This window comes from Actinosynnema sp. NPDC053489, from assembly GCF_044544865.1.
Classification (GTDB): domain Bacteria; phylum Actinomycetota; class Actinomycetes; order Mycobacteriales; family Pseudonocardiaceae; genus Actinosynnema.
This window is the reverse complement of record NZ_JBITXT010000018.1, coordinates 109022-128880: the sequence shown is the minus strand read 5'-3', so window position 1 is coordinate 128880 and position 19859 is coordinate 109022. Positions and strand designations below refer to the sequence as shown.

Below are 19859 nucleotides of genomic sequence, written 5' to 3'. Positions count from 1 at the left end.
TGACGGCGTCGGCCCGGCCACGCTGTGCGCCATGAGACCGAAGGCGCGCAAGACGTGGCTGCTGCTGCACGTCATCTCGTCCGTGGGCTGGCTCGGCGTCACCGCCGGGATGCTCGTGCTGGCGCTGGCGGCGTTCGACGAGCCGCGGCTCTACCAGGCGATGGCGCTGCTCGGCGACCTCGTGGTGCTGCCGCTGGCGCTGGCCGCCCTGGCCACCGGCGTGGTGCTGTCGCTGGGCACGAGGTGGGGCCTGGTGAAGCACCGGTGGGTGCTGGTGAAGTTCGTGCTGACCGTCGTCGCCGTGGTCGCCACGGCGTTCGCGCTGCGCTCGGGCCTGCACGACGCGGCGGACGGCGTCGTGGGCACGGCCGGGCGCGACGTGCTGGTCGCGTCGTGCGTGTCCCTGGTGCTGTACACGGTCAACACCGCGCTGTCGGTGTTCAAGCCGTGGGGCCGGACCCGCTGGGGCTGAGCCCGGCGCGCCTGCGCTCGACGGTGGCCGCCAGCTCGACCGGGTCGCACCCGGCGAGGTGGTCGCGGACCAGGTCGTGCGGGAAGCGGTGCTCGTCCACCAGCAGCACCCGGTCGCGCGCGGAGTGCAGGATCGCCTTGCGCCGCAACGGGAACTCGTCCAGCGCGAGCGGCCGGGCCAGCACCTCGGCCACCGCGTGCAGCGGCCGGTCGGCGATCGGCGCCACGGCCAACCCGACCAGCAGCCCGGTCACCGCGCCCCACGCCGACGGCCGGACGACCGCGCCGGCGAGCGCCGCGGCACCCACCCCGACCGCGCCCGCCACGGGCAGCCAGGGCAGCGCGGCGACCGGCCGCACCCGCAACCCGGACCACACCTCCCGCAGGCCGCCGACGAACCCGCCCGTCACCGCGCCCGCGCCGAGCCCGGTCCCCAACCCCGCGAGCAGCTCCGGCGACGGGCCCGTCAGCACCATCACCCCGGCGGGCACGAGCGCGCACACCACCGCCCAGTACCGGTCCCGCGTGACGCCGTGCGCGACGAGCAGGGTGACCACGACGACCAACCCGTACCCGACCGGCGCCGGCCACCGCGCCACCTGCCCGACCAGTGCGCCGCCCAGCATGGCCACCGCGCCGACGACCACCGCGCCGACGACGAAACCCGTTGCCGCCCACAGGTTCCCGCGCCGGGCGTCACCACGCGTGGCGCGGAAGGCGCTGCGCGGCACCAGGACCGCGGCCGCGGCGGTGACGGCGGCGGCCACCAGTCCCAGCCGCACGCCCACCACGAAGCACAACGCCGCCGCCGCGCCCGCCAACGCGCCCGGCACCGCGCGCCGGAACAGCCGCCACACCACCTCGGGGCCGACGAAGTCCAGCCACACGTGCCGCGCGGGCAGCCGCGACCGCGCCAGCAGGTCGCGCTCGCGCCGGGCGATCCGCGCCAGGAACCGCAGCGCCCGCACCGTCCGATCGGGACGTTCCGCGCCCCGGGCCGCCGACTCCACCAGGTAGGTGTCCAGCACGCCCCGGTACTCCGCCCGCCCCGCCCGGTACGCCAGGGCCAGCAGGCCGAACGCCAGCGGCGTGCGCAGCTCGTCCCACAGGTCCGGGTTCTTCTCCAGCTCGTCGCGCAGGCCGGCCAGCCGCGGGCCGCACGCGTCGACCAGGTCCCCGACCGCGGTGCGGGACAGCGGTTCCACCCGGACGACGTCGTACCGGGGCAGGTGCTCGTACTCGTCGCCGGAGGTGCACAGCACGACCTGCGGCACGTTCAGCGCGGTGATCCACGCCAGGCACTCCACCCGGTCGGCGGGCGCCAGCCCGTCCAGGTCGTCGAACAGCAGCACCAGGTTGCGCTCCCGCAGCCACGCCCGCCCGACCCGGGCCGCCACGCGGTACCGGTCGGCCAGCACCCGCAGCAGCCACCGGTCGAAGTCCTCGTCCCGCCGCCACCCGCCCAGGTCCACCACCACGGGGATCGGCCGGAGCGGGTCGAGCGCGGCACGCGCCAGCAGCGCCTCGGCCAGCCGGAGCAGCAGCGTCGTCTTGCCCGAACCCGGTTCGCCCACCACGACCAGCGGGTGGCGCACGCGCGTCGGCAGGCGCGGCCCGACCGCCGGCGCCACGCCGAGCTTGAGCCGCACCTGCTCGGCCAGCGAGCCTGCCACCCGCGCCCGCACGAACCGCTCCACCCGGTCCAGCGCCGACCGCCGGTTCGCCGGGTGCGCGGGCCGCCTGCGCAGCAGCAGCGCGCCGATCCGGTCCCACGCCGCCAGGCACGCGGTGAGCGCCGACAGGCCGACCAGCGACGGCCACAGCCACCGGGCGTGCGGCCCGAGCACGGGCAGCGCCGACCCGCCGGTGGCGGCGTTGATCGCGACGGGGACGAGCACGAGGCACGTCACCCCGCCGACCGCGGCCAGGGCGACCAGGCGGGCGGTGCGGCCCAGCCGGGAGCCGCAGCCGCGACGCGCGTCGAGGTGCCCTCCCCCTAAGTGCCCTTCCCCCGGGTGCTCTCCCATCGGGTGCCCTCCCACCAGGTCGCGCTCGACGGTAACGGCGTTCGCGGCGCGGGGGTAGGCGGGTTGTCGTGGTCGACCGGTCACGGTCCGTGGTGGCACCGTCCACACCGGTCCGGTTCAGCCCTTGAGGAAGTCCACCAGGAGCCGGTTGACGGCGGCGGGCTGCTCCAGGAACCCGTAGTGGCCCGCGTCGGCCACCTCCTCGTAGCGCGCTCCCGGGATGGCGTCGGCGACTTCGCGGGCCAGGTGCGGCGGCAGCACCCGGTCGTCGGCGAACCCGATCACGAGGCACGGCACGGTGATGGCGCGGTAGGCGCCGAGCCGGTCGTCGAACTCGTTCATCTCCATCTGCGCCCGCACGCCCTTGGTCACCGCCGACCCGGTGAACTCGAAGACGTCCAGCCAGTCCCGCGCGCCGACGGGGTCGCGCAGCGTCGCGGGGGACAGGTTCAGCACCGCGTTCACCGCCGCGTAGTAGCGCGGGGGCAACGTGATGCCCTGGTCGTGCAGCGCGCGCTCACCGCGCGACAACGCCGTCTGCACCGGGTCGTTGCGGCCCGCCGTCGCGAGCATCACGGCCTTGGACACGAGGTCCGGCCGCGCCAGTGCCAGCTCCTGCGTGACGCGCGCGCCCATCGACGTGCCGACGACGTGCGCCCGCCCGCCGAGCGAGGTGATCAACGCCGCCACGTCGCCGACGAGGTCCTCGATCGCCATCCCGGACGCGCACTCGTCCGTCGGCGGGATGCCCCGGTTGTCGACGGTCGCCACCCGGAACCCGGCCTCGCGCAGCGCGGGCACCTGGTGCGGGTGCCACACCCGCCCCGGGCTGCCGGTGCCCATCACCATGACGACCAGCTCGCCCTCGCCTTCCACGTGGTAGCTGAGGTTGATCCCGTTGAGCGCGACGACCGGCATGGCCCGCAGGTTACTGACCGCCTCCGCACGACCGCCATCGTCGCGGCGACAATTCCGGGGCGGGGGCGCGGGAAACATAAGGTGCTCCTATGAGGCGAGCGATCCTGTCCGGTTCCACCTTCGAAGAGCAGATCGGCTACGCGCGCGCGGTGGTCGACGGCGACTGGGTGCACGTCTCCGGCACGACGGGGTTCGACTACGCCACGATGACCATCCCCGACGACGTGGTGGCGCAGGCCGAGCAGTGCCTGGTCAACATCGGCGCGGCGCTGGCCGAGGCGGGCAGCGGGTTCGCCGACGTGGTCCGCGTGAGGTACTACCTGCCGGACGCGAAGGACTTCGAGCCGTGCTGGCCCGTGCTGCGGGCGGCGTTCGGCGGGATCCGGCCGGCCGCGACGATGCTGGAGTGCGGGCTGGCCGACCCGAGGATGCGCATCGAGATCGAGGTGACCGCGCACCGCCGGCAGGGGTAGTGCGCCGGCTCACACCGGTCGGCGGTTGAACGTGACACCGGTGTCACGTTCGACCATGCGGGCATGAGCGACACCACCACTCGGGACACCACCACCCCGGCCGCGCCGGACACCGGCCGGCTACCCCTGCGCCCGCTGCTCGCGCTGGCCACGGCCGCGTTCACCACCGTCCTGACCGAGGCGCTGCCCGCCGGCGTGCTGCCCGGGATGAGCGCCGGCCTGGGCGTGAGCGAGTCCGCCACCGGCCAACTGGTCACCGTCTACGCGATCGGCACGGTGGCGTCGACCATCCCGCTGGCCGCGGCCACGGCCACCTGGTCGCGCAAGCGCTTGCTGCTGGCCGGGGTGGCGGGGTTCGCGCTCGCGAACACGGTCACCGCCGTGTCGTCGCACTTCCCGCTCACCCTCGCGGCCCGGCTCGTCGCCGGCGTGGCCGCGGGCGTGGTGTGGGCGCTGCTGGCCGGGTACGCCCGCCGGATCGCGCCCGGGCACCTGCGCGGCAAGGCCACCGCCCTGGTCATGGCGGGCATCCCGGTGGCGTTGTCGCTCGGCGTGCCCGCAGGCACGTTCCTCGGCAACGCGCTCGGCTGGCGCGCCGCGTTCTGGGCCATGACGGTGCTGGCGGTGGTCCTGCTCGCGTGGGTGGCCGCCACCGTGCCGGACCGGCCGGGGCAGCCGCGCGGCGAGCGCGTCGCGGTCCTGCGCACGCTCGCCCGGCCCGGTGTGGCGCCGGTCTTGACCGTCACGCTGCTGTTCGTGCTGGCGCACACGGTGCTCTACACCTACGTCGCCGCCTACCTGGCCCGGGTGGGCCTGGCCGACCGGGTCGACGCGGTGCTGCTCGTGTTCGGCATCGCGTCGGTGGCGGGCATCTGGGTCGTCGGCGCGCACGTCGACCGCCGGCTGCGCCTGCTGGTGATCGCCTCCGCCGCCCTGTTCGCGGTCGCGGTCACCGCGCTGGCCCTCACGCCCCTGGTGTACGTGGCGGTGGCGTTGTGGGGCCTGGCGTTCGGCGGTGCGCCGACGTTGCTGACGACGGCGGTGGGCGACGCGGGCGGCGAGGCCGCGGACTCCGCGCAGGCCCTCCTGGTCACGCTGTGGAACGCCGGGATGGCGGGTGGCGGCGTCGCGGGCGGCGTGCTGCTCGGCCAACTCGGCGCGGGCTCGTTGCCGTGGAGCGCGCTGGCGCTCCTGGTGCCCGCCCTGGCCGTGGTCGTCGCCGCCCGCGCGCACGGCTTCCCGGCGTCCCGGCGGTGATCAGCGCGGGCCGTGCGCGGACCACTCGATGGCGGGGCAGCGGTCCATGACCACGTCGAGCCCGGCGGCGGTGGCCCGCTCGTAGGCGGCCTCGTCGACCACGTCGAGCTGGAACCACACGGCCTTCGCGCCGATCTCCACCGCCTCGTCGGCGAACGCGCCCGCCGCCTCGGACCGGCGGAACACGTCCACCACGTCCACCGGGAAGGGGATGTCGGCCAGCGACGCGTAGCCCTGCTCGCCGTGCACGGTCTCCGCGTCCGGGTGCACGGGCACGATCCGCTTGCCGCGCTGCTGGAGGAACTTCGCCACGCCGTAGGCGGCGCGGTTCGGGTTGTCGGCCAGCCCGACCACGGCCCACGTCTCGCCGTCGGCGAGGACGCGGCGGATCTTCTCGGGGTCACCCCACGGTTCGGTCATGGCACCAGCGTAGGGCGGATCGCGTGGGCGGCGGGTTCGCGCCGCCGTTCGCCACCCTCACGCCCAGCCACGCCCACGCGCCCAGCCACGCCCGCGTGCCCGACCACGCCCGCGGCACCGCCCGCCGAGCGGTTCGAGCCCTAGGCCGACGGCTCGGGCAGCCCGCAACCGGGGGCGGCGAGGTCCACCCTGCCGCCCCCGGTCAGGCACGGGACCACCTGGTGCGTCCGCTGCGCGTACCCGATGCCCCGGCGCACGGTCACGTGGCCGTCCTCGTCCACCTCGCACGGGTTGTTGTCCGTGCAGCTCTCGCCGTCCTCGTTGCCCGTGTTGTTGACCGCCACCACCTTGCCGGTCGCCGCGTCGACGACGGGGGAGCCGGACGTGCCGCCCTTGGTGCGGCAGTCCTCGGTGTAGCGCATCGAGCCCTGCCAGGTCCACCGGCCCTCGCGCAGCTCGTGCACGTACCCGTCCGCCTGGCACGAGTAGATGTGCCGCCAGTAGCCGGACACCACCCGGACGTCGATGCCGACGGCCGGCTGGTCGGGCGACAGCTCCAGCGCCCGGGTGCCCATCGCCTCCAGGTCGCCGTAGGTCACCGCGAGCCGGTACAGCGCCACGTCCGTCGTGTACATCGTGGCGTACACTAGGGACACCGCGTGCAGCGTGGCGATGGAGCCCTCGCCGTCGGTGTCGAGCAGCGTGACCTTCCGGTCCGCCGGCACGTCGACCACGACCTCCCGCGGCTCCAGGAACCGCACGCAGTGGCCGTTGGTCAGCACCAGCGCCGGGTCCGTCCGCTGGTAGGCGGGCGGGCGGACCACCGAGCCCGAGCAGCCGCTCAACGCCACCGCGCCGGTGAAGTCGACCTCGGTGAGGGTGGGTGCCGGCGGCGCGGCGGCGGCGGAGGCGGGCGCGGTGAGGGCGGGCACGGACAGCACGAGCGCGGCGAGCACCGCTACCAGGTGGCGCATGGCCGTTGATCCAATCAGCCGCACCGGGGCGGCGCACGCCGGTTCACCCGCAAGCGTCATCGCGCGGGCGGGCCGCGGCTACTCGCCCTTCTGCCCGTCCGCCAGCTCGCGCAGGAAGTCCAGGTGGCCGACGTGCCTGCCGGTCTCCTGCACGAGGTGGGCGAGCACCCAGCGCACCGTGCGGCCCCGCCCGTCGTGGTCGCCGCGCGTGCGGTCGTCCGGGCCCAGCCCCTCCAGCGCCCGCGCCGACCGCTCCCACTCGGCCCGGTACTCGGCGATCACCGACTCGACCGTGTCACCGTCGTGCAGCCGCCACGACGCGTCCGCGTCCTCGCCCCACAGCGACGGCAGCTCCACGCCGCCCGCCTCGATCGACAGCCACCACCGCTCGACCGCCGTCAGGTGCCGCAGCACGCCGAGCGCGCTGACCACCGGCGAGGTCGGTATCGGCGCGGCGGACGCGTCCTCCCACCCCAGACCCTCCACCTTGGACACCGCCGTCAGGCGCAGGAACGTCAGGAACCCGGTCAGCAACCGCAGCTCGTCCCGCGCGGCCGCTTCGGGCCACACGCGTTCGTTCGAACCCATGTTCGACAGCCTACGTCCTGCGGTACCAGCGCGGCGACGTCGTCACCGGCGGCTTGAGCGCGGCGGCCCGCACCACGAGCACGTTCGGCCCCGACGCCGCCGCGTACTCCTCCAGCCGCGCGCGGAACGCCTCGCCGAAACCGTCCACGGCGGACGCCTCCACGCCGAAGCTGCGGGCGAGCGCCACGAAGTCCGGCGACCGCAGGTCCACCCCGAACGGCTCGTGCCCGTGCCGCTCCTGGTCGTGCCGCAGCATCCCGTACCCGCCGTCGTCCACCAGCACCACGGTGACCGGCAGCTGCTCCTGCGCGGCGGTGGCCAGGTCGCCCACCGCGAACAGGAACCCGCCGTCGCCGCACACCGCCACCACCCGCCCGGTGACGGCCGCGCCCAGCGCCGCGGGGAAGCCGAAGCCCAACGTGCCCCACCCGACCGGGTACGCCAACTCACGTGGTCGGGTGAACCGGCCGAAGCCGCCGACCCAGTACCCGGCCACGCACATGTCGGCCACCACCCGGTGGCCCTCCAACGCCTCCAGCAACGGCACCGCGCGCGGCTCGTCGGCCTCCACCGCCTTGCGCACCAGCTCGTTGAGCCCGGCGACCCGTTCGGCGACCCCGGTGTCCGGGCGCTGCGGCACGGCGGCGGCCAGCGCCGACACCACCACCCGCGCGTCACCCCGCAGCGTCACGTCCGGCCGGTAGTTGCGGATCGCGTCCACGTTGACGTTCAGCAGCCGGGGCGGCGCGGGCTGGAGCCAGTTCTGCGTCATCATCCCGTCGAAGTCGCTGCCCACGCCGACGACCAGGTCGGCCTCGTCCCACAGCGCGCCGACCTCGGGCAGGTGCGCCGGCCCGTGCACGACGTACGGGTGGTCGACCAGGCCGCGCGCGCCGTACGTGGTGAGGATCGGCGCGCCGATGCGGGAGGCCAGCTCACCCACCGCCGCGCCCGCGCCCGACCGCGCCGCGCCGCCGCCCGCCCAGATCAGCGGGCGCTCGGCGGCCGCCACCAGCTCCACGCCCGCCGTGACGTCCGGGGCCGCCGGCGCGCGGGTCGGGATGCGGTGCCACACCCCGGCGTCCGCGGTGAGGAAGTCCGTGGGCACGCCCAGGTACACCGGACCCTGCGGGGCGGTGGTGGCCAGCAGCGCGGCGCTGTCGGCGTAGACGCCGACCGACTCGGCGGCCCGCAGCGTCCACCCGCCCTTCACCACCGGCAGGAACATCGCCCGCTGGTCGCGCGTCTCGTGCAGGGTGCCCCGGTACTCGCCGGGGCGGCGCAGCGTCGACGGGATGTCGGTGGCGACCACCAGCACGGGCGACCCGGACGCGTACGCCTCGCCGGTCGCGCCCAGGCAGTTCGCCGCGCCCGGCCCGGTGGTCACCAGCGCGACGCCGAGCCGGCCGGTGGCGCGGGCGTAGCCGTCGGCCGCGTAGACCGCCGTCTGCTCGTGCCGGACGCCCACCAAGCGGATGCCGGAGGTCCGCAGCGCCTCCCACACGGGCAGGTTGTGCACGCCGGGCAGCCCGAACACGACCTCGACGCCGTGCGCGGCCAGCACGCCCAGCAACCGCTCCGCCCCGCTCACCATGCGGCAGACGCTAGGGACGCGACGCCTCGCGGGCAACGTCACCCGGTCGGGTCGGTCCGCGGGGATCGCGGCGGCGGGTTTTGCTATCGTCGGTGACGGCGTGTGTGAGCAGACGTGAGGCTGGAGCCACTCCCCGGCAACCGGGTGGCGTGATCCGCCGCGGGGTGGGGGCACCCCTGCTCACGGCAGTGCGTTGAAGACCGTCGAACGACGCGTGGAGCGTCCTTGTTGCGCCGAGCCGGGCGGCGGGAGCGAGGACTGCCATGGCGCGATCGTCGTTGACCGAGCAGCTGGTCGACCTACGCCGGGGCTACACCGGCGAGAACCTCACCCAGGCCGTGCCCGCCGTGAAGGCGGTGCTGCACGACCTGCCCGACGACCGGCGCGAGCGCGTGGTCGACGCCCTGCGCGGCAAGGCCGACGTGCGCGGCCTGTTCCTGCCCGACGCCGAGGGCGACGACCAGCGGGCGCTGGAGTGCGTGCTGCTCAAGGCGGGCCTGGACGCCGCCGGGCACCTCCAGCTGCGCCCGCCCGCGAGCATGCTGCGCCCGGCGCACGCGTTCCGCGCCGTCGAGCCGGGCCCGCGACCGCGCGTGCACCTGACCGAGCACGCGCTCGGGCCGCTGCTGTACGAGCTGCTGCCCCGCCACGACGAGTCGTGGGTGGCGGGCGTGGCCGGGCTGCGCGTCACCCACCACCCGCGCTCGGTGGAGCTGCGGCTGATCGGCCTCGACGCGGCCGTGCACCTGGCGGGGGTGGACGAGCGGGCGTGGGCCACCGGCCTGAAGTACGTGCGCACCCTGCTCGCCGGGCGCAACCTCGGCGGCGCGTTCATCGACGGCCCGCTCACCGCGGTCGAGCGGGACCACCTGGCCGAGGCGCCGTACCCGACCGGCGTCGGCAGCGCCCTGCTGCGCCGCTACCACCTGTTCGGCGAGGCGCCCTGGGTGCGCGCGCTGGCGCGGGGCGACCAGTGGTGGGTGGAGTGGCCGGCGAGCCTGGGCGTGACGCGGGTGGCCGACCGGCTGCTGCACCCGGTGTTCGGCCTGCCGGGCGCGGTGGAGACGCCGAGCGCCGGTGGCGGGCTGGGCGTGTCGACCGGGTGGTACGACGTGTTCCTGCGCGAGGTGGAGCCGCCCGACCCGGAGCACGAGCCCGCACTGGCCGCGATGGAGTGGCCGCAGGGCGTCACGGGCTGGTGGGAGCCGCCGCAGGCGGTGCGGTAGGTCGCGTTCCCCGGGCGGGTGACACCTGCCCGGGGAGGCGTCCGCACCCGGCGTTCGGCGCAGCGCGGAGGGCCGAACCGACGAAGTCCTCGCCGGTGGCCGTGATCACGGCCCAACCGCGCGGACCCGGCGGTGCACGCCGGTAGACTGCGGTTTCACCCGACGCGACCGCGTCGAGCCGCCGCCGAAGTGTCAGGAGGACCCCGGTGACCCATCAGGCTGCCGAGGCCCAGCCCGAGGTCGCGCCCCGGCGCGTGCTCGTGGCCGAGGACGAAGCCCTCATCCGCCTCGACCTGGTCGAGATGCTCCGCGAGGAAGGCTACGAGGTGGCCGGGCAGGCCGCCGACGGCGACGAGGCGGTCGCACTGGCCACCGAGCTGCGGCCCGACCTGGTCATCATGGACGTGAAGATGCCCAAGGTCGACGGCATCGAGGCCGCGTCCGTGATCGCGGGCAAGCGCATCGCGCCGGTCGTGATCCTGACCGCGTTCAGCCAGCGCGACCTCGTGGAGCGCGCGCGGGACGCGGGCGCGATGGCGTACCTGGTCAAGCCGTTCGCCAAGCGGGACCTGGTGCCCGCGATCGAGCTGGCGATGAGCCGGTTCGCGGAGCTGCAGGCGCTGGAGAACGAGGTCGCCGGGCTCACCGAGCGGCTGGAGACGCGCAAGGTGGTCGAGCGCGCCAAGGGATTGCTGATGACCAAGCAGGGTCTGTCGGAGCCCGAGGCGTTCCGTTGGGTGCAGCGCACCGCGATGGATCGGCGCACGACCATGAAGGCCGTGGCCGAAGCCGTCATCGAAAACTTCGGGTGAGTATCCCCGCGCGAGTTGTACCCGTTCGAGTATCGGACGCCCGTCAGGTCATTCTTGGTTACTGCGCGCATTGACCCTGTGACCTGCGGCGATTTGACCTGGATTTAAGGTGGTTAACACCGGCGCATTTTCCGGTGACTACCGTCACGATGTGGACACAGAGCAGTAAGACCACCTGTTCACCGAACTCAACTGAAGCTACGTTCCCTGCCTAACCCAGCCCTCGTGTGAGGGCTCCGCGTACCGGCGGGATGGTTGGTGTCATGGGAGGTATTCCGGTGTCAGGAGCACGACTCGGCCGAGTTCTGGCGCTGGCGGCGGCTTCGTCGCTGGTGCTCGCGGCTTGCGCTGGAGGCGGCGGCGGTGGCGAAGCGGGTGGCGACGTCACCTCGGTCAAGATCGGGTTCATGGGTGACCTCACCGGTGAGAACGCCGCGATCGTGATCCCGCCCCGGAACGGGGCCGTGATGGCGGTCGACGAGTACAACGCCAAGAACCCCAAGGTCAAGATCGAGCTGGTGCAGTACGACAGCCAGGGCAAGGCCGACCAGGCGACCTCGCTGATCACGAAGGCCATCACCCAGGACAAGATCGTGGCCCTCATCGGCCCGGCCTTCTCCGGTGAGTCCAAGGCCATCGGCGGCCAGCTCGAAGAGGGCAAGATCCCCAGCGTGTCCCCGTCGGCCACGAACCCGGGCCTGGCGCAGAACGGCTGGACCTACTGGCACCGCGTCGTCGCGAACGACGCCGACCAGGGCCCCGGCATCGCCGACTTCCTGGTGAAGGCCAAGAGCCCGAAGAAGGCGTTCGTCCTGTCCGACGACCAGGAGTACAGCGTCGGCCTGGCCGACGCCGTCGCCAAGTCGTTCGAGGGCAAGGGCGTCGCGGTCGAGCGGGACAAGTTCTCGAAGGACGCGTCCGACTACTCGTCCACGGTGACCAAGGTCGCCTCGGCCAACCCCGACGTGATCGTCTTCGGTGGTTACTACGCGCAGGCCGGCCGCCTGCTCAAGCAGCTGCGCGACGGCGGCGTGAAGGCCATCTTCGCCTCCGGTGACGGCTCGCTCGACCAGCAGCTGGTGACCGGCGCGGGCCTCGAGGCGGCCGAGGGCGCCGTCCTCGCCTGCCCGTGCAACATCCCGACCCCCGACGTCACCGGCGCGCTGAAGACGTTCTTCGACAACTACAAGAAGAGCGCCAACGTCGACCCGGCGATCTACGCGACCGAGGGCTACGACGCCGCGACCTCGTTCATCAAGGCCGTCGAGGCGGGCAACACCACCGGCGAGAAGATCAACGAGTACCTGAAGTCCGCCAGCTTCGAGGGCGTCTCCAAGCCGATCAAGTTCAAGGCGAACGGCGAGCCCGAGAACAACGCGATCTTCATCTACCAGGTGAAGGACGGCAAGGTGAAGCTGCTGGGCCCGGCCGCGTCGGCCAAGCTCGAGGGCTGATCCGAGACGGAATAGGCAAGCAAGCTTGCGCTGGGGAGCGGGAGTGTCGTGGGAACGACAGCTCCCGCTCCCCACCACTATGGCGAAGTTTCTCTCCCCGCCCGTCTCGTGAGGCAACCTGTCATGCTTGATGATTTCCTCAACCAGTTCCTGCCCAGCACGGTGGGTGGACTGGTGTTCGGCTCCATCTACGCGCTCGTCGCCCTCGGCTACACGATGGTCTACGGCGTGCTGCGCCTGATCAACTTCGCGCACTCCGAGATCTTCATGATCGGCACGTTCACGTCGCTCGTGGTGATCACGGCGATCGCCCCCTCGGCACCCCTGACGGGGATCGCCCTGTTCGGCGTGCTGCTGTTGATCATCGTGGCGTCCGCGGCCATCTCCGGCGGCGCCGCGATGCTGCTGGAGCTCGTGGCCTACCGGCCGCTGCGCCGCAAGGGCGCGACCCGGCTCACCGCGCTGATCTCCGCGATCGGCGCCTCGCTGTTCCTCCAGGAGCTCTTCGCGCTGGTCATCATTCCGTGGCTGACCGGCAACGCGGGGCGCAACCAGCAGTCCTCGCCCCGCATCGTGGACCGCGACACCGTGTTCACCATCGGCAACGCGGCCGTCCGCACCGACCACATCATCGTCGTGGTCGCCGCGGTCATCATGATGATCGCGCTGGACCGCCTGGTGAACCGCACCAAGATCGGCCGCGGCATCCGCGCCACGGCCCAGGACCCCGAGGCCGCGGTGCTGATGGGCGTCAGCATCGACAACATCGTGCGGGTGACGTTCCTGCTCGGTGGCGCGATGGCCGGCGTGGCGGGCGCGCTGTACCTGATGGAGTTCGAGAACACCGTCTTCAACGTCGGTTTCGTGCTGGGCATCAAGGCGTTCACCGCGGCCGTGCTCGGCGGTATCGGCAACCTCCGCGGCGCCCTGCTCGGCGGAATCGTGCTCGGCCTGATCGAGAACTGGGGCGCGATCTTCCTGGGTTCGCAGTGGAAGGACGTCATCGCGTTCACCGTGCTGGTGGTCGTGCTGATGTTCCGGCCCACCGGCATCCTCGGTGAATCCCTTCAGAAGGCCCGCGCATGAAAGGCAGCGGAGTGACTGGCAACGCGAATCCGTTGAGGCGCGTGGGCGCCCTGTTCGACGGCGCACGGGACTGGTGGGAACGCGCCAGGACGTGGCAGCGGTACCTGGTGTACCTGGGTGCGATCGTGTTCGCGCTGATCCTCCCCGCACCGTGGATCGGCTCGTTCATGTCGCCCGGCGCGGACTGGACCACGGTCCTGATCTACCCGATCGGCACCTACATCCTGCTGGCCGTCGGCCTGAACGTGGTGGTCGGCCAGGCGGGCCTGCTCGACCTCGGCTTCGTGGCGTTCTTCGCCATCGGCGGCTACACCCTGGCCTACTTCGCCACCAACCACGGCTGGTGGTACTGGCCGACGGTGGTGTTCGGCGTCTTCCTGGCCGCCGTGTCGGGCGTCATCCTCGGCGCGCCGACGCTGCGGCTGCGCGGCGACTACCTGGCCATCGTGACGCTCGGCTTCGGTGAGATCATCCGCATCACCGCGAACAACACCGACGAGATCGGCGGCGCGCGCGGCATCCCCAACATCCCGCACCCGACGGACATGCCGGCGATCGGCATCGAGTTCGGCGTGCTGCCCGCCCCGTACTACTACCTGATGGTCCTCGCCATCGCGCTGGTGATCATCTTCTCGGTGCGGCTGCAGAAGAGCCGCGTCGGCCGGGCGTGGGCGGCGATCCGGGAGGACGAGGACGCGGCCGAGCTGATGGGCGTGCCGACGTTCAAGTTCAAGCTGCTGGCGTTCGCCATCGGCGCCATGATCGGCGGCCTGGCCGGCGGCATCTACGCGGGCAAGGCCGTGTTCATCGAGCCGAACACGTTCCCGTTCATCCTGTCCGCGACGATCCTCGCCGCGGTCGTCCTCGGCGGCGCGGGCAACCTGCCCGGCGTCATGCTGGGCGCGTTCGTCATCGCCTGGCTGCCGGAGCGGTTCCGCGAGGTCGCCTGGCTGAAGGACGCGCTGGGCAAGGACCCGGCCGAGTACCGCATCCTGCTGTTCGGCGGCGTGCTGGTGCTGATGATGGCGTTGCGGCCGGAGGGCCTGCTGCCCTCCCGCAGGCGCAAGGCCGAGCTGCACGAGGGCACCGGCGGCATGGGCGCGATGGGCGCCGAGGTCGCGGGTCCGGACACCGAGGTCTCGACGGAGGCGGCCAAGTGAGCACTCCCGTCCTTCAGCTGGACAACGTGACCATGCGCTTCGGCGGCGTGGTCGCCCTGCGGGAAGCGAAGATCAGCGTCGGCCAGGGCGAGATCTTCGCCCTGATCGGGCCGAACGGCGCGGGCAAGACCACCGTGTTCAACGTGGTCACCGGCGTCTACCAGCCCAGCGAGGGCCAGGTGCTGTTCAACGGCGAGCGGATCGACGGCACCAAGCGCTTCCGGATCACCAAGCAGGGCATCGCCCGCACGTTCCAGAACATCCGGCTGTTCCACAACATGTCGGCGCTGGAGAACGTGATGGTGGGCGCGGACGCGCACCACCGCACCGGTGCGATCGGCGCGACGCTGAACCTGCCGTGGCACCGCAAGGAGGAGCGGCGGGGGCGCGAGCTGGCGCGGGAGCTGCTCGACTTCGTCGGCATCCCCGGCCGGATGACCGAGACGGCGAAGAACCTGCCCTACGGCGACCAGCGGCGGCTGGAGATCGCCCGCGCGCTGGCCACGGACCCGAAGCTGCTGCTGCTCGACGAGCCCGCGGCCGGCATGAACCCGGCCGAGAAGGAGGCGTTGCAGGCGCTGATCCGCAAGATCCGCGACAGCGGCCGGACCGTGCTGCTGATCGAGCACGACATGAGCCTGGTCATGGGCGTCAGCGACCGCGTGGCGGTGCTGGACTTCGGCCAGCTGATCGCAGAAGGGCTCCCGCAAGAGGTGCAGAACAACCCGAAGGTCATCGAGGCGTACCTGGGGGTGTCCGAAGATGCTTCTTGAGCTGAAGGACGTCCACGTCCACTACGGCAAGATCGCCGCGATCAAGGGCATCAGCCTGGAGGTCGCGGAGGGTGAGATCGTCTCGCTCATCGGCGCCAACGGCGCGGGCAAGACGACCACGCTGAAGACGATCTCCGGGTTGCGCCCGCTGACCAGCGGCCAGGTGCTGTTCAACGGCGAGGACATCTCCAAGATGGCCGGCCACAAGCGGGTCGTGGCGGGCATCGGCCAGTCGCCGGAGGGCCGCGGGGTGTTCCCCGGCATGACGGTGCAGGAGAACCTGCTGATGGGCGCCTACACCCGTCGGGACGCGCTCGACGCCGACCTCGCCGAGGTCTACGAGCTGTTCCCGCGGCTGGCCGAGCGCAAGAGCCAGTTCGGCGGCACGATGTCCGGCGGCGAGCAGCAGATGATCGCCATCGGCCGGGCGCTGATGACCAAGCCGAAGGTGCTCCTGCTCGACGAGCCGTCGATGGGCCTCGCGCCCATGCTCATCGCGCAGATCTTCGAGATCATCAAGGAGATCAACAAGCGCGGCACCACCGTGCTGCTGGTCGAGCAGAACGCGCAGCAGGCGCTGAAGCTGTCCGACCGCGCGTACGTGCTGGAGACCGGCCGGGTCGTGAAGAGCGCACCCGGGCCGGAGCTGCTGGACGACCCCCAGGTGCGCGCCGCGTACCTCGGCGGTCACTGACAGTAGGCGGCTGACGGTCGTCGACTGACGGTGGACAGCTGACGGTGGGCACCGGATCCCGCCGGCCCGGCTACTGCTGGGCCAGCGGGATCTCGGTGCCCGTCTCGTCCTTGAGGTCGGTCAGCGTCGGCCCGCCGAACACCCGCAGGGCCAGCGGCTTCACGTCCGTCGGCACGTCGTAGTAGACGTCGTACTCCAGGCGCACGTTCGCGCCGAGGTCGATCGTCTCCGGCTGCCGCTTGATCGTCATCGCCTGCGTGTCCACCGTGTGCTCGGCCTGGTGGTCGTCGACGAGCACGTGCCTGCGGGCGGCGAACGACACGCTGCTGCGCCCGTTGTTGATCACGCTCATCCGGATGCGGACGAACTGGCCCTTGGCGTGGAACTCGGCGTGGCTGCCGATCAGCGTCGGCATCTCGGTGGTCAGGCCGACCAGCGTGAACGCCGTGTCGCCGTCCGAGGTGGTGGGTATCTTGAGCGGCTTCTCGTCCGGCCGCACCGTCTCCGGCGGCACCGGGTAGGTCGCCGCCGACGCGGTCGTCGTCTGCGGCCCGGCCACCACGGGCGCGTCACCGCACCCGGCCGCCGGCACCACGGCCGCCACCACGGCCACCACCGCCATCACGCGCCGCACGCCCACCTCCGACTCACCGGTCCCCCTAGATTGCACACCCGGGCCGGCCGAACCGCACCCTCACACCTTCGGGGCATCTTTCAGGAAGCAGGTCAGCCGGGCCGTGCAGGCGCGCCGACCCTGCTCGTCGGAGATGACGATCTCGTAGGTCGCGGTGCTGCGGCCGCGGTGGACCGGCGTGCACACGCCCGTGACCGAGCCTTCGGTGACCGCCCGGTGGTGCGTGCAGGACAGCTCCAGGCCGACGGCGAGCCGCTCCGGCGCCGCGTGCATGGCCGCCGCCACCGAGCCCAGCGTCTCGGCCAGCGCCGCGTTCGCCCCGCCGTGCAGCAGGCCGTACGGCTGGCGGTTGCCCTTGACCGGCATCGTGCCGACGAGCCGGTCGGCATCCCATCGGGTGATCTCGATGCCCAGCTTGGCGGTGAGCTGCTCGTGCGCGACGCGCTGGTCGGCGCCGGGGATGTCCTCGGGTGCTGGCGTCACGGGTTGCTCCAGTCGGTGCGGCGCTGTCGGACCCCCACCCTAGACTCGCCGCGTGAGCACCTCAGAAGCCTCCCGCCTGCTGCTGGTCGACGGTCACTCCATGGCCTACCGCGCCTTCTTCGCGCTGCCCAAGGAGAACTTCCAGACGGGCACGGGCCAGACCACCAACGCGGTCTACGGCTTCACGTCGATGCTCATCAACCTGCTGCGCGACGAGAAGCCCACGCACATCGCGGTGGCGTTCGACGTCTCGCGCAAGACGTTCCGCACCGAGGCTTACGCGGAGTACAAGGCCGGTCGCAGCGAGACACCGGACGAGTTCCGCGGCCAGGTGAGCCTGATCGAGGACGTGCTGGGCGCGCTGTCCATCCCGGTGCTGTCGAAGGCGAACTACGAGGCCGACGACCTGATCGCCACGCTGACCACGCAGGCCACGGCACAGGGCTTCGAGGTGCTCATCTGCACCGGCGACCGCGACGCGCTGCAGCTGGTCACGGACAAGGTCACGGTGCTGTACCCGGTCAAGGGCGTGTCCGAGATGGCCCGCTACACCCCCGAGCTGGTGCTGGAGAAGCAGGGCGTGCCGCCGGAGCTGTACGCCGACTACGCGGCGGTGCGCGGCGACTCGTCGGACAACCTGCCCAACACCCCCGGCGTGGGCCCGAAGACGATCGTCAAGCTGCTCACCCAGTTCGGCTCGCTCAACGGCCTGATCGACCACGTGGACGAGGTGCCCGGCAAGGTGGGCGAGGCGCTGCGCGCGAACCTCGCCAACATCATGCTGAACCGGCAGCTCACCGAGCTGGTGCGGGACGTGGAGCTGCCGGTCGGCCCGGCGGAGCTGGAGGCCAGGCCGTGGGACCGCGACGCGGTGCACCGGCTGTTCGACGAGCTGGAGTTCCGGGTCCTGCGCGACCGGCTGTTCTCCACCCTGCCCACGGCGGAGCCGGAGGCCGAGGAGGGCTTCGCCGTGAGCGGCGGCGCGGTGCCCGCGGGCGGGCTGGCGGCGTGGCTGGACGCGCACGCCCGGTCGGCCCGGGTCGGCGTCGCGTTCCGGGTGGCGGGCGGCGACGTGGAGGGCCTGGCGCTGGCCTCGGTGGGCGGCGAGGGCGGGTACGTCGAGGTCGCGTCGTTGACCGAGGCGGACGAGAACGCGCTGGCCGCGTGGCTGGCCGACGAGTCGGTGGTCAAGGCCGCGCACGACCTGAAGCTGCCGCTGCGGGCGTTGCGGGCGCGCGGCTGGCGGCTGCGCGGCGTGAGCAGCGACACGGCGCTGGCCGCCTACCTGGTGCGGCCGGGGCAGCGGTCGTTCGCGCTGGACGACCTGGCGCTGCGCTACCTCAAGCGGGAGCTGCGCGCCGAGGAGCCCGACGACGGCCAGCTCTCGCTGCTGGCCGACGAGGCCGAGGAGCGGCAGAAGGCGGCGCAGGCGGCGATCGTGCGGGCGTTCGCGGTGGCGGAGCTGGCCGACGCGCTGGACGCGGAGCTGGTCGCCACCCGCCAGGAGTCGCTGCTGGCGACCCTGGAGCTGCCGCTGATGATGGTGCTGGACGAGGTGGAGGCGGTCGGCATCGCGATCGACGCCGAGCACCTGGCGGCCCTGGAGGCGCACTTCGCGGCGGGCGTGAAGCAGGCCGCGCAGGACGCGTACTCGGTGATCGGCAAGGAGATCAACCTCGGCTCGCCCAAGCAGCTCCAGACCGTGCTGTTCGACGAGCTGCAGATGCCGAAGACCAAGAAGACCAAGACGGGGTACACGACCGACGCGGACGCGCTGCAGAACCTGTTCGAGGCCACCCAGCACCCGTTCCTCCAGCACCTGCTCGCGCACCGGGACGTGACCAGGCTGAAGTCGACGGTCGACGGGCTGCTCAAGTCCGTTGCGGACGACGGCCGCATCCACACCACGTTCCACCAGACGATCGCGGCGACCGGGCGGCTGTCGTCCACCGACCCGAACCTGCAGAACATCCCGATCCGCACCGACGAGGGCAGGCGCATCCGCGAGGCGTTCGTGGTCGGGCCGGGCTACGCCGAGCTGATGACCGCGGACTACAGCCAGATCGAGATGCGGATCATGGCCCACCTGTCCGAGGACGCGGGCCTGATCGAGGCGTTCCGCAGCGGCGAGGACCTGCACACGTTCGTCGCGTCGCGCGCGTTCTCCGTGCCGACCTCGGAGGTCACCGCCGAGCAGCGCCGCCGGGTGAAGGCGATGTCGTACGGGTTGGCCTACGGGCTGTCGGAGTACGGCCTGGCGCAGCAGCTGCGGATCTCGGCGGCCGAGGCCCGGGAGCAGAAGGAGGCGTACTTCGCCCGGTTCGGCGGGGTGCGCGACTACCTGCACGCCGTGGTGGAGGACGCCCGGAAGAAGGGCTACACGGAGACGATCCTGGGTCGCCGCCGCTACCTGCCCGACCTGACGAGCGACAACCGGCAGCGCCGGGAGATGGCGGAGCGGATGGCGCTGAACGCGCCGATCCAGGGCAGCGCGGCCGACATCGTCAAGGTCGCGATGCTGGGCGTCTTCCGCGCGCTGGAGGAGTCGGGCCTGCGCTCGCGGATGCTGCTGCAGGTGCACGACGAACTGGTGCTGGAGATCGCCGAGGGCGAGCGCGAGCAGGTCGAGGAGCTGGTCCGCGCGCAGATGGGCGGCGCTTACGCGTTGTCGGTGGAGCTTGAGGTCTCGGTGGGCGTCGGCCGTTCCTGGGACGCCGCCGCCCACTGAGCCGGGCCCGGTCGGTCGAGGGGCCGCACCGGGAGCGGGCGCCACCGCGGCGCGCTACGGACAGCCGTACTTCCCGGACCGGGCCGC

Annotated in this window: 19 protein-coding genes; 11 read left to right on the top strand and 8 right to left on the bottom strand. The window is 72.6% G+C overall.

Features of this window, described 5'->3' with window-relative positions:
- The first annotated feature begins 31 nt into the window (after nt 1-31).
- A complete protein-coding gene (locus ACIGNX_RS31275) occupies nt 32-472 on the top strand; it encodes a hypothetical protein (RefSeq protein WP_396544526.1) in 441 nt (146 codons plus the stop codon).
- Here the strand turns inward: ACIGNX_RS31275 and ACIGNX_RS31270 are convergent.
- Both ACIGNX_RS31270 and ACIGNX_RS31265 read right to left on the bottom strand, forming a co-directional pair.
- Nucleotides 441-2498, bottom strand: coding sequence for an NACHT domain-containing protein (locus ACIGNX_RS31270; RefSeq protein WP_396544524.1), 2058 nt, complete (start codon nt 2496-2498; stop codon nt 441-443). The genes ACIGNX_RS31275 and ACIGNX_RS31270 overlap by 32 nt on opposite strands.
- A gap of 117 nt (nt 2499-2615) precedes the next feature.
- Entirely contained in the window at nt 2616-3416 is an 801-nt protein-coding gene (locus ACIGNX_RS31265; RefSeq protein ID WP_396544523.1) for an alpha/beta fold hydrolase, read from the bottom strand.
- Between the two features lie 89 nt (nt 3417-3505).
- On the opposite strand from ACIGNX_RS31265, the gene ACIGNX_RS31260 reads away from it, so the two are divergent.
- Both ACIGNX_RS31260 and ACIGNX_RS31255 read left to right on the top strand, forming a co-directional pair.
- Complete coding sequence (locus tag ACIGNX_RS31260; RefSeq protein ID WP_396544521.1) at nt 3506-3889, top strand: RidA family protein; 384 nt, start codon at nt 3506-3508, stop codon at nt 3887-3889.
- A gap of 63 nt (nt 3890-3952) precedes the next feature.
- Nucleotides 3953-5146: an MFS transporter gene (locus ACIGNX_RS31255; RefSeq protein ID WP_396544519.1), complete on the top strand. Its 1194-nt coding sequence runs from the start codon at nt 3953-3955 to the stop codon at nt 5144-5146.
- Here the strand turns inward: ACIGNX_RS31255 and ACIGNX_RS31250 are convergent, their stop codons facing one another.
- The 4 genes from ACIGNX_RS31250 to ACIGNX_RS31235 form a co-directional block, all read right to left on the bottom strand.
- Complete coding sequence (locus ACIGNX_RS31250) at nt 5147-5566, bottom strand: CoA-binding protein (protein ID WP_396544517.1); 420 nt, start codon at nt 5564-5566, stop codon at nt 5147-5149.
- A 140-nt stretch (nt 5567-5706) separates the two neighbouring features.
- The gene (locus tag ACIGNX_RS31245) at nt 5707-6540 is read right to left on the bottom strand and encodes a serine protease (protein WP_396544515.1); all 834 of its coding nucleotides are present in this window, start codon (nt 6538-6540) and stop codon (nt 5707-5709) included.
- Nucleotides 6541-6618: 78 nt separating this feature from the next.
- A complete protein-coding gene (locus ACIGNX_RS31240; RefSeq protein WP_396544513.1) occupies nt 6619-7128 on the bottom strand; it encodes a DinB family protein in 510 nt (169 codons plus the stop codon).
- 10 nt (nt 7129-7138) lie between these two features.
- Nucleotides 7139-8722, bottom strand: a complete 1584-nt coding sequence (locus ACIGNX_RS31235; RefSeq protein ID WP_396544511.1) for a thiamine pyrophosphate-binding protein — start codon at nt 8720-8722, stop codon at nt 7139-7141.
- Between the two features lie 263 nt (nt 8723-8985).
- Here ACIGNX_RS31235 and ACIGNX_RS31230 point away from each other — a divergent pair, with 263 nt between their 5' ends.
- The 7 genes from ACIGNX_RS31230 to ACIGNX_RS31200 all read left to right on the top strand — a co-directional run bounded on the left by ACIGNX_RS31230 (nt 8986) and on the right by ACIGNX_RS31200 (nt 15927).
- Nucleotides 8986-9948 (top strand): hypothetical protein, encoded by a 963-nt coding sequence (locus tag ACIGNX_RS31230; RefSeq protein WP_396544509.1) that lies wholly within the window; start codon nt 8986-8988, stop codon nt 9946-9948.
- 206 nt (nt 9949-10154) lie between these two features.
- Nucleotides 10155-10760 carry an ANTAR domain-containing response regulator gene (locus ACIGNX_RS31225; protein ID WP_396544507.1) on the top strand — a complete coding sequence of 202 codons (606 nt, stop codon included), beginning with the start codon at nt 10155-10157 and terminating at the stop codon, nt 10758-10760.
- Between the two features lie 278 nt (nt 10761-11038).
- Nucleotides 11039-12214 (top strand): branched-chain amino acid ABC transporter substrate-binding protein, encoded by a 1176-nt coding sequence (locus ACIGNX_RS31220; protein ID WP_396544505.1) that lies wholly within the window; start codon nt 11039-11041, stop codon nt 12212-12214.
- Nucleotides 12215-12337: 123 nt separating this feature from the next.
- A complete protein-coding gene (locus tag ACIGNX_RS31215; RefSeq protein WP_396544504.1) occupies nt 12338-13300 on the top strand; it encodes a branched-chain amino acid ABC transporter permease in 963 nt (320 codons plus the stop codon).
- On the top strand, nt 13297-14460 hold the full coding sequence (locus tag ACIGNX_RS31210; RefSeq protein WP_396544502.1) for a branched-chain amino acid ABC transporter permease: 1164 nt from the start codon (nt 13297-13299) through the stop codon (nt 14458-14460). The genes ACIGNX_RS31215 and ACIGNX_RS31210 overlap by 4 nt, the downstream gene beginning before the upstream one ends.
- Nucleotides 14461-14492: 32 nt before the next feature.
- Nucleotides 14493-15233, top strand: a complete 741-nt coding sequence (locus ACIGNX_RS31205) for an ABC transporter ATP-binding protein (protein ID WP_396544557.1) — start codon at nt 14493-14495, stop codon at nt 15231-15233.
- Nucleotides 15223-15927 carry an ABC transporter ATP-binding protein gene (locus ACIGNX_RS31200; RefSeq protein WP_396544501.1) on the top strand — a complete coding sequence of 235 codons (705 nt, stop codon included), beginning with the start codon at nt 15223-15225 and terminating at the stop codon, nt 15925-15927. The genes ACIGNX_RS31205 and ACIGNX_RS31200 overlap by 11 nt, the downstream gene beginning before the upstream one ends.
- Before the next feature lie 70 nt (nt 15928-15997).
- On the opposite strand, the gene ACIGNX_RS31195 is transcribed toward ACIGNX_RS31200, so the two are convergent.
- Nucleotides 15998-16561 carry a DUF4352 domain-containing protein gene (locus tag ACIGNX_RS31195; RefSeq protein WP_396544499.1) on the bottom strand — a complete coding sequence of 188 codons (564 nt, stop codon included), beginning with the start codon at nt 16559-16561 and terminating at the stop codon, nt 15998-16000.
- 60 nt (nt 16562-16621) lie between these two features.
- Nucleotides 16622-17044, bottom strand: coding sequence for a hotdog fold thioesterase (locus ACIGNX_RS31190; protein ID WP_396544497.1), 423 nt, complete (start codon nt 17042-17044; stop codon nt 16622-16624).
- 52 nt (nt 17045-17096) lie between these two features.
- Between ACIGNX_RS31190 and polA the strand changes: the two genes are divergently transcribed.
- Entirely contained in the window at nt 17097-19772 is a 2676-nt protein-coding gene (polA, locus tag ACIGNX_RS31185; RefSeq protein WP_396544495.1) for a DNA polymerase I, read from the top strand.
- Nucleotides 19773-19859 lie beyond the last annotated feature (87 nt).

Excerpts from the sequence above, each read along its gene's own strand:
- ACIGNX_RS31215 (WP_396544504.1), top strand. The coding sequence starts at position 12,338 with ATGCTTGATGATTTCCTCAACCAGTTCCTGCCCAGCACGGTGGGTGGA.
- ACIGNX_RS31200 (WP_396544501.1), top strand. The coding sequence starts at position 15,223 with ATGCTTCTTGAGCTGAAGGACGTCCACGTCCACTACGGCAAGATCGCC.
- ACIGNX_RS31270 (WP_396544524.1), bottom strand. The coding sequence starts at position 2,498 with ATGGGAGAGCACCCGGGGGAAGGGCACTTAGGGGGAGGGCACCTCGAC.
- ACIGNX_RS31250 (WP_396544517.1), bottom strand. The coding sequence starts at position 5,566 with ATGACCGAACCGTGGGGTGACCCCGAGAAGATCCGCCGCGTCCTCGCC.
- ACIGNX_RS31230 (WP_396544509.1), top strand. The coding sequence starts at position 8,986 with ATGGCGCGATCGTCGTTGACCGAGCAGCTGGTCGACCTACGCCGGGGC.
- ACIGNX_RS31235 (WP_396544511.1), bottom strand. The coding sequence starts at position 8,722 with ATGGTGAGCGGGGCGGAGCGGTTGCTGGGCGTGCTGGCCGCGCACGGC.
- ACIGNX_RS31265 (WP_396544523.1), bottom strand. The coding sequence starts at position 3,416 with ATGCCGGTCGTCGCGCTCAACGGGATCAACCTCAGCTACCACGTGGAA.
- ACIGNX_RS31240 (WP_396544513.1), bottom strand. The coding sequence starts at position 7,128 with ATGGGTTCGAACGAACGCGTGTGGCCCGAAGCGGCCGCGCGGGACGAG.
- ACIGNX_RS31205 (WP_396544557.1), top strand. The coding sequence starts at position 14,493 with ATGCGCTTCGGCGGCGTGGTCGCCCTGCGGGAAGCGAAGATCAGCGTC.
- ACIGNX_RS31210 (WP_396544502.1), top strand. The coding sequence starts at position 13,297 with ATGAAAGGCAGCGGAGTGACTGGCAACGCGAATCCGTTGAGGCGCGTG.
- ACIGNX_RS31260 (WP_396544521.1), top strand. The coding sequence starts at position 3,506 with ATGAGGCGAGCGATCCTGTCCGGTTCCACCTTCGAAGAGCAGATCGGC.
- ACIGNX_RS31255 (WP_396544519.1), top strand. The coding sequence starts at position 3,953 with ATGAGCGACACCACCACTCGGGACACCACCACCCCGGCCGCGCCGGAC.
- ACIGNX_RS31275 (WP_396544526.1), top strand. The coding sequence starts at position 32 with ATGAGACCGAAGGCGCGCAAGACGTGGCTGCTGCTGCACGTCATCTCG.
- ACIGNX_RS31245 (WP_396544515.1), bottom strand. The coding sequence starts at position 6,540 with ATGCGCCACCTGGTAGCGGTGCTCGCCGCGCTCGTGCTGTCCGTGCCC.